The sequence below is a fragment of the Rhizobium sp. BK661 genome (assembly GCF_024808825.1).
GTDB lineage: Bacteria > Pseudomonadota > Alphaproteobacteria > Rhizobiales > Rhizobiaceae > Rhizobium.
Genome location: NZ_JANTYT010000021.1, coordinates 19,670 through 34,727, shown reverse-complemented (window position 1 = coordinate 34,727; position 15,058 = coordinate 19,670). Strand labels below are relative to the sequence as shown.

Sequence of the window (15,058 nt, the reverse complement as noted above, 5' to 3'; positions counted from 1 at the left end):
CCTCGCAATGAGTAAGTAGACGCTTACTTTATGACCTCGTCGCCGAGCGTTTCCTTGACGTAGTCGACCAGGATTTTCTGTGCGCCGGCAGCATCGGTTTCCTTACGCAGGAGCGCTTCCGTTGCGCGGGCAACACCTTCGGAAACGGTGCCGAAGCCGGAAGCCTGCTTAAGGAAGGTGCCGTTCTCCGCCGCGGCATGGATCGGAACGAGTTCCGTCAGCTTCTGGAAGTCGGCGTTCTTCGCCGCATCCTTGCTGGACGGGATGTTGCCGATACGGGCCGCGTAAGAAACCTGTGTCTCCACCGAACCAATCTCCATCAGAGCCTTCTTGGCGAGTTCCACGTTGGCGGACTTGGAGTTGACGGCCCATGGGGCTGCCAGGTTGGCGAGAACATACTGACCGCCGGTTTGGCCGGGAACGGTCCAGGTGCCGACAACCTTGGTCACCTCAGGAATGGGGTTCTTGCTTTCACGACCCCAGTCGAAAATATAGCACCAGGAACCGCAAGTGGTTGCGGCCAGTTTGCCGGCCGGGAACATCTGATACTTTGGCACAACCCAGGGTTCAGGTCCGAGCAACGGCTGCGTTGGCATCAGGTCGTTGTCGATCAGCTGCTTGTAGACATCAAAGACATCCTTGATGCCCTCACCATTCAAATCGAGCTTACCGTTGGCATCAACGAGCTGCGGCGTCTTGGAACCGACGACCAGATGCTGAAAGCCTTCGTCGAAGGCGCCGCTTCCCCAGGAAACGCCGGCCGGGAAGAGCAGACCATATGCGCCGGTCTTCTTCTTGATTTCAGCGGCGCGATCGAGCAGTTCCTTCCAGGTCTTCGGCTGCTCGGTGGAGATGCCGGCCTTATCGAGAACGTCCTTGCGATAGTAGATTTCCTGAATGCCAAGCATGAACGGCATCACATAGGTTTCGCCATCCGGGCTGACGGCCAGCTGCTTGGCGACATCATAGAAATTGGCGTAGCCGTCCCATGCCTTGATTTCCTTGGTCACCGGCGCGAGGTAACCGGCCTCGACCATGTCAGCGACAGCGGCCGTCGTCGGGATGGAAAAGAGGTCCGGGGCGTTGCCGGCGCCGAGCTCGGTCAACAGCTTCGTCAGATAATCCTTGTCAGGCGCAGGGTATTCGACGACCTCGACGGTTACACCGTATTTCTTTTCGATCTTCTCGACCGTCGACTTCATGGCGTCGATGCCGGCCTGACCGTGATTGGCAATTCGGATTGTCTCGGCATGCGCCAGCGTGGAAACAGCGCCGAGCAGAATGGCGCACAGGCCACCAATGACCGTCTTCTTCAACGGAAGTCCTCCCTTTTGGTTCGCGGCGCCCTCCAGCACCACAGTCAAAAATGTACACGCATTCTTATTACTGGCAAGATGGATTTTGATGCGTTTTTTTATCTAACGCTAACGCATTGAAAAGACGAGTTTTAATAAATCTTGTCTTCATTCGTTCATTTGTGTAACCGTATACACACTGCATTCGGGAGGATTTTGGATGTCACAAAAATTGCGGCTTGGCGTCATTGGCGCAGGCCTGAAGGCGGCCGAGTATGCGGCAAGCTGGGCACGCATGCCCGAGATCGAATTTGTCGCGCTTGCCGATACGATGCCTTCCTCCCGAAAGCGCCTGATTGACGTATGCGTTGCCGCTGGAGCAGGCGCGCCGAAGAGCTTCGACGACTACCGAGAGATGTTGGCTTCCTGCCGAACGGAGCTGGATGTCGTCTATGTCTCCACGCCGCATGCGTTTCACGGTGAGCAGGCAACGGCTGTCGCGGAAGCCGGCCTCGACCTCTTCCTTGAAAAGCCGATGGTGACGACGGTGGCGGAAGCCGAACGGCTGATTGGGGCGCAGAAGAAGAGCGGTGTGACCATCGTAACCGCTTTCCAGGGCGGTCTTTCGCCCCTCGTGATCGATACGCGCAAACGGGCGCTTGCCGGGGAGTTCGGCCACCTGATTGCAATATCGGGGATGATCTGGGAAAGCTGGTCCGGCAACTATGACGGTCACTGGAAGCAACAGCCGGAGATTTCAGGCGGCGGTTTCATGTTCGACACCGGCGCCCACATGATGAACACTGTCTGCCTGCTGGCCAACTCGGACTTCGAGAGCGTGTCGGCCTATATGAACAATCACGGCAAGGAGGTCGACATTGCCACCGCGGTCTCGGCCCGCCTCAAGAACGGCGCGCTGGCGACGCTGACGGCTGCCGGCGAGGGTCCTCCCGGCTGCGCTTCCTACATCACCTTCTTCTATTCGAAAGCAATCGTTCGCATCGATGCCTGGGGCGGATGGCGCGAGATCAGCCTCGGGCGAAACGCCGAGCCGCGAGAAGAGGCGGAAATTCTCGGCAATCCGATGAAAAACTTCCTGGCCATTCGCGAAGGGACAATGGAAAACACCGGCTCCGTTGAAATGGGCCTGCGATTCGCTAGGCTATGGGATGCAATCAAGGAATCAGCTGCGGCAGACGGGCTCCCCGTCCGGATCTCCGCGCCATAGACGTGGAATGTAGAAATGAGCAAGCGACGGGTCACCTCGAAGGAACTGGCAAAGCTTGCTGGGGTGTCGTCTGCGACGATCTCGCGTGCCTTCTCGCCCGATTCCAGAATCGGAAGTGCAACGCGCGACCGCATCCTGGCCGTTGCTCGCGAGTATGGATACCAGCCGAATGCCATTGCGCGCTCACTCAACAACCAGCGATCGAGGCTGGTGGCGCTGGTGGTCAACGCAATCGGCAATCCGTGCGAAGCAGAAGAGCAGCAACTACTCGTTCATCGCCTCCAGGCCAGGCAACTTCTGCCTATCATTCTGTGTTGTGCCGACCACGATGATCGGTTGCAGCTCATGCGCTTAGCCTCGACCTATCAGGTTGATCATGTCGTCGTCTTCTCCGACATGGTCTCGATGCAGGACGCGATCGACATCTTCCATACGACGAAGCCGATCATCGTCTCCTTTGAACCGCTCGACAATGAGAAGGTCTCAAGCGTCCGGATAGACGGATCGGCCGCCGCTGACGAGATCATCGGCAAGATTGTCGGTGATGGGAAGAAGCGGTTCGCCTACCTCGCGGGAACAAAGTCAAGCTGGATCGACAAGCTGAGGCGCAGGTGGTTTGTCGAGGGCCTCGCCAAGCGCGGCCTGACGCTACAGGCCGAGGCCTTTGGCGACTACAGCTACGATTCCGGTTTCAAGGAAGCTGTTTTGCTTCTTCACCGCGCCAAGGTGGATGCCATCATCTGCGGCAACGACGTCATGGCAATTGGTGCGCGCGATGCGGCACGGCGCGTACTCGGGAAGAACACGCCCGACGATATTGCCATCGTTGGACAGGACGGAATCGCGATGGCGGCTTGGGATTGCAATGACCTGACGACGCTGAGCCTCGACCATGTGGCCTTCATCGATGCAGTTATGGAGCTCATCGAGCGCCATGACGCCGAACTCGAAGGCCCCCACAGCATTACTCTGACCTGCACGGCCCGCTGGGGCTCTACTGCATAGGAAAGAGCTATCGAGATCGCGCGATCATAACGTCTTCCGCCTCTTCGCGGCTCATACCAAGAACAGCCCTGCCTATGTCGAAGCTGAAACCGTTGCGTGCGAACGCCGCCATCTCTTTGGTCACACGGTCGCGATCGCCGTCGCCTCGCCGAAATGGCCCGAACGCGCGTTTGCGCGCCAAGACCACGGCGGCCAGCAAGTCGTCTGCCTCATCGAGCGCGGCCGTGATGACCTCGCCATCGACACCCTTCTGTGACAGTTTCTGAGCGATGTGTCGCTTCGATCTGCCACTGCGAACCCCGGAGCGCGTCCTGATTTCAGCGTAGGCAGTATCGTTCAGGCCCGCATGCTCGTAGGCGAACGCGACGGCGAAGTTCGCAATCGCCTTGAGTTGCGCCTCGTTGATGTCTGTGAATTTTTGCTTCGCCTTACGGATGATGGCATCGAACAGTTGTCTTTCCGTCATCATCTGCCGCTCGAGCCGATAGATCGTCGAGTTTCTGGCCCAGCTCAGCATGCGTGCAGTCGGGATATCGGATGGTGTCGGCTCGTTGCTCACGATTGAATGGCGTCCTTGTTGCTTATCTGTGAGAGGAGCCAAGCCGTGAACGCCAGGCCGAGCGTATGTTCTCGCTTACCATCCGGCGTCACCACATAGTAGTTGTTCTCGGTCGACATCGGTCGGTCGACAACGATTTTGAGTTTTCCGGAGCTCAGCTCCTGTTCGATCAGATATAGTGGCAGAAGCGCAAACCCCAGTGCCATTGAGGCTGCTTCGATGATCATCGAAAACTGGTCGAACCGGTTGCCTCGATAAGACGGATCGGCGTCGATGTCGCAGTGTTCGAACCACTGGCGCCAAAGTCTCGGGCGCGTCGCCAGATGCAGGAGAGGCTTGTCTACAAGTTCCGCTGCGCTCGCGACTGGATCAGATTTCAGCAGGCTCGGGCTGGCAACCGGAACGATCTTTTCGTCGCAGAGAAAGGTGCAGGTTGCGCGTGCCCAAATCGGCTGGCCGTAGTGAATGGCAAGATCAAAGCCTTCCTCCTCAAAGTCGAACGGCTCTGAGCGAGAGGCTATGTCGACGAGGGAACCTGGATGGATCGCCAGAAAATTTGGCAGCCGAGGCGTCAGCCAGCGGCTGCCGAATGTCGGCAAGGTGGCGATCGAAAGGGTTGCCGTGGCGCCGGAAGCCGCCCGGATCATCATCTCTTCCGTCTGGTGCAGGAGACGTCGTGCCTCCGGCAAAAGCCGCTTGCCGGCTTCCGACAGGATCGCTCGCTGCCGCACGCGTTCGAACAGGAGGACACCGAGCTGCGTTTCAAGGTCCTTGATTTGCCGGCTGACGGCGCTTTGCGTCAGGTTCAGTTCGAGGGCTGCCCTGGTGAAGTTGCCGTGGCGGGCGGCCGACTCGAAGGACTGCAGTGTAGTCAAGTCAGGCATGAGCTTTCGAGGCAAGATCATTCCGAAACCGCATCATCTTAGCTTCATTTATCGTTATTCATCTACTCCAGGCGCGATATGATCGCAATCCAGAATGAACTCTTCCTACAGGCACTGTGAGATAGATATGTCGACCAGAAGTTTCGTCTCCTCCTGCAGCATCCGCTCTGCATTTTCCGCGGCTATGTCTGCCATGTATCGGACCGAGGTGCCGGCCTACGGCACGCTGATGAATATCGTGGCCAGGGTAAACACGGCAACGCTCAACGCCGATCCGGCGCTTAAGCAGAGGCTTGAAGAAACCGATTCCCTGGAGCGTGTATCTGAAGAGCGACACGGCGCGATCCGTCTTGGGACGGCTGCAGAACTTGCGATGATGCGGCGCGTCTTCGCCGTTATGGGCATGTTTCCGGTCGGCTACTACGACCTTAGCGAGGCCGGGGTGCCGGTCCATTCCACCGCGTTCCGGCCGGTGGGCGATGCGGCCTTGAAGCGCAATCCGTTCCGCGTCTTCACCTCTCTCCTGCGTCTCGATCTGATTGCTGACGAGGCACTTCGCGCCGAAACCGAGACGATCCTGCAGAAGCGTCAGATCTTCACCGCCGGTGCTGCCGAACTGACGGAAAAGGCCGAACAGCAAGGCGGTCTCGACGCGGACGATGCCAATCGCTTCGTTGCCGAGGTTCTGGAGACTTTCCGTTGGCACAATCAGGCCGATGTCGACCTCGCCATGTACAAGCGCCTGCATGATGCGCACCGGCTGATCGCCGATGTTGTCTCCTTCAAGGGCCCGCACATCAATCACCTGACTCCGCGCACGCTCGATATCGACGAAGTACAGCGCCTGATGCCGGAATATGGCATTGCGCCAAAGGCCGTTGTCGAGGGTCCGCCAAGCCGGCGCTGTGCCATTCTGTTGCGGCAGACGTCGTTCAAGGCGCTCGAGGAAGCCGTCTCTTTCCAGGGTGCGGATGGGACCTGGCAGCAAGGAACACATACGGCTCGTTTCGGCGAGATCGAAAGCCGCGGTATCGCCCTGACGCCGAAGGGCCGCGGCCTTTACGACAAGCTTTTGACGGAGTCGCGCAAGGTGGTGCGCCCGGCAGCCGATGGCTCGAACGCGAGAGCTTATGAAAAGGCGCTCGCCGATGCGTTCGTGCCTTTCCCTGACAGTTGGGCCGAAATTCGCGACCAGGGCCTTGGTTACTTCCGCTACTCGCTCACCCCAAAGGGCCAAAGCACGATTGCCTCGGCTGATGTGAGCATTGATCAACTCGTGGCAGATGGTCTCGTCTGCTTCGACCCGATCGTCTATGAGGACTTCCTGCCCGTCAGCGCGGCTGGCATCTTCCAATCCAACCTCGGCGATGAGGCGGCGCAGGATTTTACCGCAAACCCCAACCAGCAGCGCTTCGAGCGCGATCTCGGTGCCTCGGTTTTTAACGAATTCGACCACTACGCCGGTATCGAGGCGCAATCGATGGCTGAGTGCCGGGCCCTTCTGACTGCGGCGCAAGCGGCTGAATAAAGCGACAGCTGAAACCGACAATCCTCCAGAACATCAGAGAGTTTTTCACATGACCATCGCAGCAAGAACAGTGAATGTAACCCAGGAAACCGTCGCACTTCTCGACAAGATCGGCGTCGACAAGGCGCTCTACACCGGTGGAGACATGGCCTCTTACAGCCCGGTCACGGGTGAACAGCTCGCTGCCCTGAAGACGGACAGCCGTGATGCCGCGACCGCGAAGATCGAAAAAGCCGCCCGCGCCTTTCAGGCCTGGCGCCTGGTTCCCGCGCCCAAGCGCGGCGAACTCGTTCGCCTGCTCGGCGAGGAACTGCGCGCGGTGAAGACGGAGCTTGGCCGACTGGTGTCGATCGAGGCCGGCAAAATTCCGTCCGAAGGTCTTGGTGAAGTGCAGGAAATGATCGACATCTGCGATTTTGCCGTCGGTCTGTCCCGCCAGCTCTACGGCCTGACGATCGCAACCGAACGCCCCGGCCATCGGATGATGGAAACCTGGCATCCGCTCGGTGTCGTCGGTGTCATCTCCGCCTTCAACTTCCCGGTTGCCGTCTGGGCCTGGAACGCCGCGCTGGCGTTGGTTTGCGGCAATGCCGTCGTCTGGAAGCCTTCGGAGAAGACGCCGCTGACCGCGCTCGCTTCGCAGACGATCCTGCAGCGTGCCATTGCCCGTTTCGGCGACGCGCCGGAGGGTCTGAGCGAAGTGCTGATCGGCGATCGTGCCATCGGCGAGATTCTGGTCGATAACCCGAAGGTACCGGTGGTATCCGCGACGGGCTCGACCCGCATGGGCCGGGAAGTCGGTCCGCGGCTGGCGCGCCGTTTTGCCCGTTCGATCCTCGAGCTCGGCGGTAACAACGCGGGTATCGTCTGCCCGTCTGCCGATCTCGACATGGCGCTGCGCGCCATCGCCTTTGGTGCCATGGGCACGGCAGGCCAGCGTTGCACGACGCTTCGCCGTCTCTTCGTGCACGAAAGCGTCTACGACCAGCTCGTGCCGCGCCTGAAGAAAGCCTATGCCAATGTCTCGGTCGGCAACCCGCTCGAAACGACGGCGCTTGTCGGTCCGCTGATCGACAAGCTTGCCTTCGACGGCATGCAGAAGGCGCTTGGCGAGGCGAAGGCCCATGGCGGCGCCGTCAACGGCGGTGAGCGCGTCGCAATGCCCCACGACAAAGCTTACTACGTCAAGCCGGCGCTGGTGGAAATGCCCGCGCAGGTCGGCCCAGTGCTGGAAGAAACGTTCGCGCCAATCCTTTACGTGATGAAATACAACGACTTCGACAAGGTGATCGAAGACCACAACGCTGTCGGCGCTGGTCTCTCCTCCTCGATCTTCACGCTGGACCTTCGCGAAGCCGAGCGTTTCCTTTCGGCCGACGGATCCGATTGCGGCATCGCCAACGTCAACATCGGGACTTCGGGTGCCGAAATCGGCGGAGCGTTTGGTGGTGAGAAGGAAACCGGCGGCGGTCGCGAGTCTGGCTCCGACGCGTGGAAGGCTTACATGCGCCGCGCTACCAACACGGTGAACTACTCCAGGGCTCTGCCACTTGCGCAGGGCGTCTCCTTCGAAATCGAATAGGAGCTGATATGACGATCGATGTGAAAATGGAGGCGGGTTTTAGGCCCGCCTCGAGGATATCTTCTATCGGTGTCTCCGAGATCCTGCAGATCGGTGCACGCGCCGCGGCCATGAAGCGGGAAGGCAAGCCGGTCATCGTCCTTGGCGCCGGCGAACCTGATTTCGAAACGCCCGACCATGTCAAGCAGGCAGCCTGGGACGCCATGCAGCGTGGGGACACCAAATACACCGCGCTCGACGGCACGCCGGCGCTGAAGGAGGCGATCCGCACCAAGTTTCAGCGCGAGAACGATGTTTCTTTCGACGTGAGCGAGATAACGGTCGCCACCGGTGCAAAGCAGATCCTCTTCAACGCGATGATGGCGACTATTGATGCGGGTGATGAGGTTATCATCCCCACGCCCTACTGGACGTCCTATTCCGACATTGTCCAGATCTGCCAAGGAAAGCCGGTTCTCGTCCCCTGCGATGCGCAAAGCGGCTTTCGGCTTACGGCCGAGAAGCTCGAGGCGGCGATCACGCCGCGGACACGCTGGCTATTATTGAACTCGCCATCCAACCCATCCGGCGCAGCCTATAGCGCCGCTGACTACCGCCCGTTGCTGGATGTGCTCCTCAGACATCCGCATGTCTGGCTGATGGTCGACGACATGTACGAACACATCGTCTATGACGATTTTCGTTTCGTCACGCCGTTGCAGTTGGAGCCGCGTCTGCGTGAACGCACGCTTACGATCAACGGCGTCTCCAAAGCCTATGCCATGACGGGCTGGCGCATCGGCTATGCCGGCGGCCCGAAGGCGCTCATCAAGGCGATGGCGGTCGTACAGAGCCAGGCAACGTCCTGCCCCTCCTCGATCAGTCAGGCGGCGGCCGTTGCGGCACTCAGCGGACCGCAGGATCTTCTTGCGGAGCGAACCGAAAGCTTCAGGCGGCGTCGCGATCTGGTCGTTTCGGGGCTCAACGCCATCGATGGTCTTGATTGCCGCACGCCCGAAGGTGCTTTTTATACCTTTTCCGGCTGCGGTGGAATTCTCGGCCTGACAACGGCAAGCGGCCGCAGGATCACGACGGACAGCGAGTTCTGCGCCTACCTGCTCGAAGAGGCGAATGTCGCCGTTGTGCCGGGCTCGGCCTTCGGCCTGTCTCCCTTCTTCAGGATCTCCTACGCCTCGGCGCAGGCAGATCTCAAAGAGGCGCTGGAGCGTATCGCGGTTGCTTGCCAACGGCTCGGTTGAGCCACGGCGTGCGAGGCGGGTTTTGCCGGCTTCGCGCACTGTCTGCCTATCGTTGACGGAAGTTCGGCCTTCGCCAGAGTTAAAATGCAAAAACGCCCGGATCGTCTCCGGGCGTTTTCTCTTGCTTAAGTTTTGGCCGGCTGATCAACCAGCAATCTTTTCGCCGTAAGCCTTCTGCGCATAGTAGTGGCCGAAGCGGCTGTCGAGGAACGCATCAAGTCCGACATCTTCCTGGCGGATGAAGCCCTTCGCCGGCAGATCGCCCTTGGCCAACATGTCGAGAACGGCGCAAATGCTGCAGGCGGTCGTGATCTGGATGGCGCTCATCATGCGGCCGGCAACAACGGCGCTGTAGACCTTGTTGGCATAGGTTTCCTGTACAAGGCGACCGGTCTTCCAACCGGACACGGTGACGAAGACGATGACGACGTCCTGCATGGTGGACGGCAGTGCGTGCTCGAGGATATCCTTGAGGACTTCGCGGCGATGGCGCAGGCCGAGATCGCTGAGCAGCGCCTTCATGATGGCGGCGTGGCCGGGATAGCGGATGGTGCGATAATTCAGCGTGCGAACCTTGCCCTTCAGCGTCTCGCAGAGCGTGCCGAGTCCACCCGAGGTGTTGAAGGCCTCGTAGGTCACGCCGTCGAGCGAGAATTCTTCGCGCTCTTCCAGCGCCGGCACTTCGATCAATTGTCCGTCGACGATCGCTTCACACGGCTCGATGTATTCGTTGATAACGCCGTCGGTGCTCCAGGTCAGATTGTAGTTGAGCGCATTCGACGGATATTGCGGCAAAGCCCCAACGCGCATGCGGACGCTATCGAGTTTGTCGAAGCGGCTGGCAAGATCGTTGGCGACGATCGAGATGAAGCCTGGCGCGAGGCCGCATTGCGGGATGAAGGCGGTGGACGCGTTCGCAGCAATCGCCTTGACGCGGCGGGTGGATTCGACGTCTTCGGTTAGGTCGAGGTAGTGCACGCCGGCCTCGGCGGCAGCCTCGGCGATCGCGATCGTCAGGTGGAACGGAGCAGCACTCAGGACGGCGAATTTGCCGGAGAGCAGTTTGACCACGGCGGCATGGTCAGCGATATCGATTTCCGCCAGGCTGAGGGCGGAATTCGCCTCCATGTGTTCCAGTTGCTGCTTGCTGCGATCGGCAAGCGTAACGTGATAGTCGCCGGAATGGATGAGAAGGCGGGCAATCGTTGAGCCGATCTTGCCGGCACCGATGACGACGATGTTTTTCATATGTGTTCCCCTAACTGGATCCAAAAATCTTTATGGCCTTTTTATTCACGTCAGGTTGGTTGATTCAAAGCGCCATATTGATAAGAATGACCGCCGTATTTTGGCGGATTGCCGCCGGAGATGGTCAATATGACGATGAGCGACAAAGATCGGCAGCTTTTGTCGATCCTCAGCGAGAATGCCCGCATACCGACGGCCATGTTGGCCCGCAAGCTTGGCCTGTCACGCACGACAGTCCAGGCGAAGATTGAGCGGCTGGAGCGGGACGGCGTCATTGCGGGCTACGGTGTGCGCCTGTCGGAGTCTTTCGAAAGCGGGCAGATAAAGGCGCATGTGCTCATCACGCTGGCAGCGAAGGCACTTGGGCGCGTGACGCTTGAGCTACAGGCGATCGCGCACGTCCGCGTCGTCTATTCCGTTAGCGGCAGCTTCGACATGATCGCAATCGTTGCCGCGGAATCCATCAGCGAGCTCGATACGGTCATTGACAAGATCGGCGAGATCGAGGGGGTCGAAAAGACCCTCTCGTCGATTATCCTATCGACGCGCGTCAACCGTTAGAGTAGTCCGGTCGCATTGCGCGCACCATTTTGGTGGCTGGCCGGTGGGGCGTTGCGCCCCTGACATCGGCGCTGGTGGCTGACAATGATTGGTTTCGGTCGATCGAAGACGGGCCCGACGTATTCGCGCTGCAACGCGTGACGGAAGATGCTCGGTTGTTTCTCCGGATTGTCCAAGCGTTAAGGTCGCCCGTTGCAGCGCTTAAGGTAACTGCCTCCGGTGCGTTCATCGTGTGACGATGCCCGCGACTGTCTGCCGATTGTCGCTTCCGGGCGGGTAGCATGCGCGCCGCTGCCAAGGATTGTTTTGGGTGCTGACACAGGATCCAGGCCGCTGGCATGGTATCTCGGAAACGTCGAATTGATGTGGCTGCTCGAACGCCAGTGTGCCGAGGCGCCGTCATTTCAGTTGCGTTGACGGCGTGTGTGGACAAGCGGGAGACGATGCCCGCACTATTCGCGGCGGGCTTTCACCGGGGTCACGTCTTTCCCTGCGCATTGGTGGAGAGGAGGTATGAATTTGACGAGCGGCGCTCGATGGTACGTCATCATCATCTGGCAGATTAGGGCCGTCGCATCAGAAGTTTGCCGAGGATGAACTCACGTTGGTGATACGTCCGCGCCGGCAGGTTAACGCTTTTCTCGAGCCATGAATTTGTTTTGCCGTCGCAGCAACAGGCCTGTTGCCGGATCATTGTGAGAGAGAGCCGATGTGCGTGAGATCGTCGGTTTCTGGACGCGCCTGGAACGCGCAGCTTTTTGCATTCTGTCACAATTAGCGGCGCGGTGGTGATCTAGGCTGGAACATCCTCACCGCTGGCGCACGGCTCCAAGGACCGTCGATTGCAGACCACGCTCCCGTTTCTGGAGGTTCGGGGGCGGCCGCCTATGTATGTCAACCGAAGTCCTTTTGGCGGCCACGTCGACCTGGACCCGTCGGAAAGTTCCCCGCGGGGAACGATCCAAGCTTGAGTTCGAAGCGCGCCAGAAACCGATGTCGGAATTCTGCAGGGCGGTTTAAGTGGCTAAATGTTCAGCAGCAAGCGCTTCCTGCTCCCGTTTGGTTCTGGATGCGCGTTGGCTTCGATCCGGTGATGACACTAATGGTCAGGGTGCCAGACCAAAATGGCCTGTCTGATAGGACGGGGTCGCTCTGAGCCTGCGGTGGAGGCCCCGGTTGGCATGCAGCAATGGGGTCGTTTTTCAGAGTGTGATGGACAACACGGGCCGGCCAACGCTGACTGCCAATAGGGCGCGTACCGTGGGAATGGCGAGGCGTCGGGTTTGTGCTGGCAGCCGCAGCGCGATCAGGGTTCATCGGGCACTTGCTCATCGGGCACTTGCCGTCGCGATATTTGAGAGTTCCCCGCGGGGAACCTTGGCATGGCTCGCATGCCCTCGACTGCTCAGGGTCTCATGCGTGCCTCTGGAAATGATGGTTGGCGACACTTCGGTGCGCGGACTAACCGAAGGCTGTCTCCTGTCCTCGGCAAGGATTGATCAGTTTATTCAGTAGAAAGTTCCCCGCGGGGAACTGCAGGATATCGATCGGAGGATGGTTGTCGTGCGGTGAGCAGACGCGTCTTCCTGGCCCAGAACCACGCACTCATAAAGCCGCCGGACGGGGAAGATTTGTCGTAACTGCGGTTGACAAATCACCCCCCAATCCGGGATTCTGAAAGAGCGGAATGACCACGGCAGCGAAAGAATCGACTCTGAGAGACCGATTTTTGTCCCTTGACCGACGCTTGTCGCCCGCAAGCACGGCCCGAAAGCGCAAGTCCGGGAAAAGTTGCGTCATGCATAGCGGAAGTAACGACCGTATTTGCTGCCGTAACGAAAAAACATCATGGTTAACCAAGTATTTAACGGCGCCTCTCGCAGACTCAGCAGACACTCCTGAAACGCTCAACACATGTCGAAAGTACCTGTTCGCCAGGCTGCTTCCACCAGTTCCCGGCCGAAAAGATCTCGACCTCCTGCGCTCCATGGTAGCCGGCGGCCTCAATCGAACGGCGGATTCCTCTAAGGTCGATCACGCCGTCCCCCATCATCCCGCGATCGAGCAAAAGGTCCGTTGTTGGCACCAGCCAGTCGCAGATGTGGTGGGCGAGGATCCGGCCAGCTGCTCCCGCCCGGGAGATCTGCTGTTCGAGTTTGGGGTCCCACCACACATGGTACACGTCGATTGCGACACCTATCCCGTCACCGAGAAGATCGCAGATGTCGAGCGCCTGCTCGAGGGTATTCACACAGGCTCGGTCGGCTGCATACATCGGATGGAGAGGTTCGATGGCGAGCGGTATGCCGGCGGAGCGTGCGTGCGGGAGGATCTGGGCGATACCGTCGGCCACCATCTCGCGGGCCTCAGCGATGTTTCTTGATCCGACAGGCAGACCACCGACAACAAGGACGAGGCAGTCGGCGTTAAGAGCCGCTGCCTCGTCGATGGCCTTCCTGTTGTCGTCGATTGCCGTGGCGCGGGCCGCTGGATTGCCAGCAGGAAACATGCCGCCGCGGCATAGTCCCGTCACTTTCAATCCGTTTTCGGCGACAATGCGCGACGCCTCCGCAAGACCGATCGCGTGAACCTGGTCGCGCCATGGAGCGATCGCGACGATATCCTGTCTGAGGCATGCATCGACGGCCTGCCGCATGTTGTACTGTTCGCGGACGGTCGCGAGGTTGATCGATAGGCCGTCGACTGGCATGCGCGTTTCTCCCTTCCCACGTCATTGCGTGACGTGCTCTTGGTTTTTCAGATTCCAGCTGTTGCGAGGATTGTCTTCATTCGTTCAGTTGCCAGATCCGGGTCCCGAAGCACCCGGGCCTGGTCGGCAAGCCGGAACAACTCGGCAAGATGAACCATCGAGCGAGTGCTCTGCTGACCGCCGAGCATCTGGAAATGGCTCTGGAAGCCGTTGAGGTAGGCAAGGAAGACAACGCCGGTCTTGTAGAACCGCGTCGGCGCCTTGAAGATGTGCCGAGACAACGGCACGGTCGGGGCGAGAATGGCGTGGAATCCTGTGAGGTCGTCTGCTGCGAGCCTATGCAAGGCGGCGCTGGCCGCAGGGGCAATGGCATCGAAAATTCCAAGCAGCGCGTGAGAATATCCCTTCTCGTCGCCTGCGATGAGTTCTGCATAGTTGAAGTCATCGCCGGTATACATCTTTACCGCAGGATCGAGCCGGCGACGCATGACGATTTCCTTCTCGGCCGAAAGAAGGGAAATCTTCACGCCATCTACCCGGCTCGCGTGGTCGTTGATGATGGCGAGCGCTGTCTCCATGGCCGCCATATCGTCACGGGATCCCCAATAACCCGCAAGAGCGGGGTCGAACATGTCACCGAGCCAATGGATGATCACCGGTTCGCGGACCTGTCGCAGGATCCGGTCATAGACCCGGACATAGTCTTCGGGACTTTTCGCTGCGGCGGCCAGGGCGCGGCTCGCCATCAGAATGATACGACCTCCCTGCCCCTCGATATAGTTCACCTGTTCTTCATAGGCCCGAATCACGTCGTCGATGCCGACGTCAGGCCCGGGAATGAGATGATCCGTGCCTGCGCCGTAGGCGATCAATGCATCGGAACGATTGCGCGCGGCGGACTGGACCTCTGCAATCAGCTCCCTGGCTCCCGCCCAGTCGAGCCCCATGCCGCGTTGGGCTGTGTCCATGGCTTCTGCAACGCCAAGGCCGAGGTCCCACAGGTGTTCGCGAAACGCCACCGTGCGCTCCCAATCTATATTGCGGTCGAGCCAGGGATCGTTGTCGGCCAGGGGATCGACGACCACGTGTGCTGCTGCATAAGCGACGCGATTGAATGCATGTCCGCCGGCCGGGCGCTCGGGCGCGGCCAGTGGTTGGTTGGCGATGGTGTAGTGCTGGAGCGTGCGGCCAGAAACAGGAAGGTGGAGTGTCGTCGCCAT

At 59.5% G+C, this 15,058-nt stretch carries 12 protein-coding genes; 6 read left to right on the top strand and 6 right to left on the bottom strand.

Annotated features, from left to right (window positions below; all coding sequences use genetic code 11):
- Positions 1-23: 23 nt before the first annotated feature.
- Positions 24-1,316: an ABC transporter substrate-binding protein gene (locus tag FHX16_RS26530; RefSeq protein WP_183758109.1), complete on the bottom strand. Its 1,293-nt coding sequence runs from the start codon at positions 1,314-1,316 to the stop codon at positions 24-26.
- 199 nt (positions 1,317-1,515) lie between these two features.
- Between FHX16_RS26530 and FHX16_RS26525 the strand changes: the two genes are divergently transcribed.
- Both FHX16_RS26525 and FHX16_RS26520 read left to right on the top strand, forming a co-directional pair.
- The gene (locus tag FHX16_RS26525; protein ID WP_183864763.1) at positions 1,516-2,523 is read left to right on the top strand and encodes a Gfo/Idh/MocA family protein; all 1,008 of its coding nucleotides are present in this window, start codon (positions 1,516-1,518) and stop codon (positions 2,521-2,523) included.
- Between the two features lie 15 nt (positions 2,524-2,538).
- On the top strand, positions 2,539-3,528 hold the full coding sequence (locus FHX16_RS26520) for a LacI family DNA-binding transcriptional regulator (RefSeq protein WP_183864764.1): 990 nt from the start codon (positions 2,539-2,541) through the stop codon (positions 3,526-3,528).
- Positions 3,529-3,535: 7 nt separating this feature from the next.
- Here FHX16_RS26520 and recX read toward each other — a convergent pair whose 3' ends face one another.
- Both recX and FHX16_RS26510 read right to left on the bottom strand, forming a co-directional pair.
- Positions 3,536-4,087 (bottom strand): recombination regulator RecX, encoded by a 552-nt coding sequence (recX, locus tag FHX16_RS26515; RefSeq protein WP_183864765.1) that lies wholly within the window; start codon positions 4,085-4,087, stop codon positions 3,536-3,538.
- On the bottom strand, positions 4,084-4,992 hold the full coding sequence (locus tag FHX16_RS26510) for a LysR family transcriptional regulator (protein WP_183864766.1): 909 nt from the start codon (positions 4,990-4,992) through the stop codon (positions 4,084-4,086). The genes recX and FHX16_RS26510 overlap by 4 nt, the downstream gene beginning before the upstream one ends.
- Before the next feature lie 106 nt (positions 4,993-5,098).
- On the opposite strand from FHX16_RS26510, the gene FHX16_RS26505 reads away from it, so the two are divergent.
- From FHX16_RS26505 to FHX16_RS26495, 3 genes are read left to right on the top strand one after another with little or no spacing between them, the layout of a single operon-like run.
- Positions 5,099-6,499: a VOC family protein gene (locus tag FHX16_RS26505; RefSeq protein ID WP_183864767.1), complete on the top strand. Its 1,401-nt coding sequence runs from the start codon at positions 5,099-5,101 to the stop codon at positions 6,497-6,499.
- A 49-nt stretch (positions 6,500-6,548) separates the two neighbouring features.
- On the top strand, positions 6,549-8,081 hold the full coding sequence (locus FHX16_RS26500) for an aldehyde dehydrogenase family protein (protein ID WP_183758099.1): 1,533 nt from the start codon (positions 6,549-6,551) through the stop codon (positions 8,079-8,081).
- 8 nt (positions 8,082-8,089) lie between these two features.
- Complete coding sequence (locus FHX16_RS26495) at positions 8,090-9,319, top strand: pyridoxal phosphate-dependent aminotransferase (protein WP_183758097.1); 1,230 nt, start codon at positions 8,090-8,092, stop codon at positions 9,317-9,319.
- A 144-nt stretch (positions 9,320-9,463) separates the two neighbouring features.
- On the opposite strand, the gene FHX16_RS26490 is transcribed toward FHX16_RS26495, so the two are convergent.
- Positions 9,464-10,567 carry a saccharopine dehydrogenase family protein gene (locus FHX16_RS26490; RefSeq protein WP_183758096.1) on the bottom strand — a complete coding sequence of 368 codons (1,104 nt, stop codon included), beginning with the start codon at positions 10,565-10,567 and terminating at the stop codon, positions 9,464-9,466.
- 129 nt (positions 10,568-10,696) lie between these two features.
- On the opposite strand from FHX16_RS26490, the gene FHX16_RS26485 reads away from it, so the two are divergent.
- On the top strand, positions 10,697-11,128 hold the full coding sequence (locus FHX16_RS26485) for an Lrp/AsnC family transcriptional regulator (RefSeq protein WP_183758094.1): 432 nt from the start codon (positions 10,697-10,699) through the stop codon (positions 11,126-11,128).
- Positions 11,129-13,013: 1,885 nt separating this feature from the next.
- On the opposite strand, the gene FHX16_RS26480 is transcribed toward FHX16_RS26485, so the two are convergent.
- Positions 13,014-13,838: a sugar phosphate isomerase/epimerase gene (locus FHX16_RS26480; protein WP_183758092.1), complete on the bottom strand. Its 825-nt coding sequence runs from the start codon at positions 13,836-13,838 to the stop codon at positions 13,014-13,016.
- A 47-nt stretch (positions 13,839-13,885) separates the two neighbouring features.
- Positions 13,886-15,058, bottom strand: a complete 1,173-nt coding sequence (locus tag FHX16_RS26475) for a dihydrodipicolinate synthase family protein (RefSeq protein ID WP_183758090.1) — start codon at positions 15,056-15,058, stop codon at positions 13,886-13,888.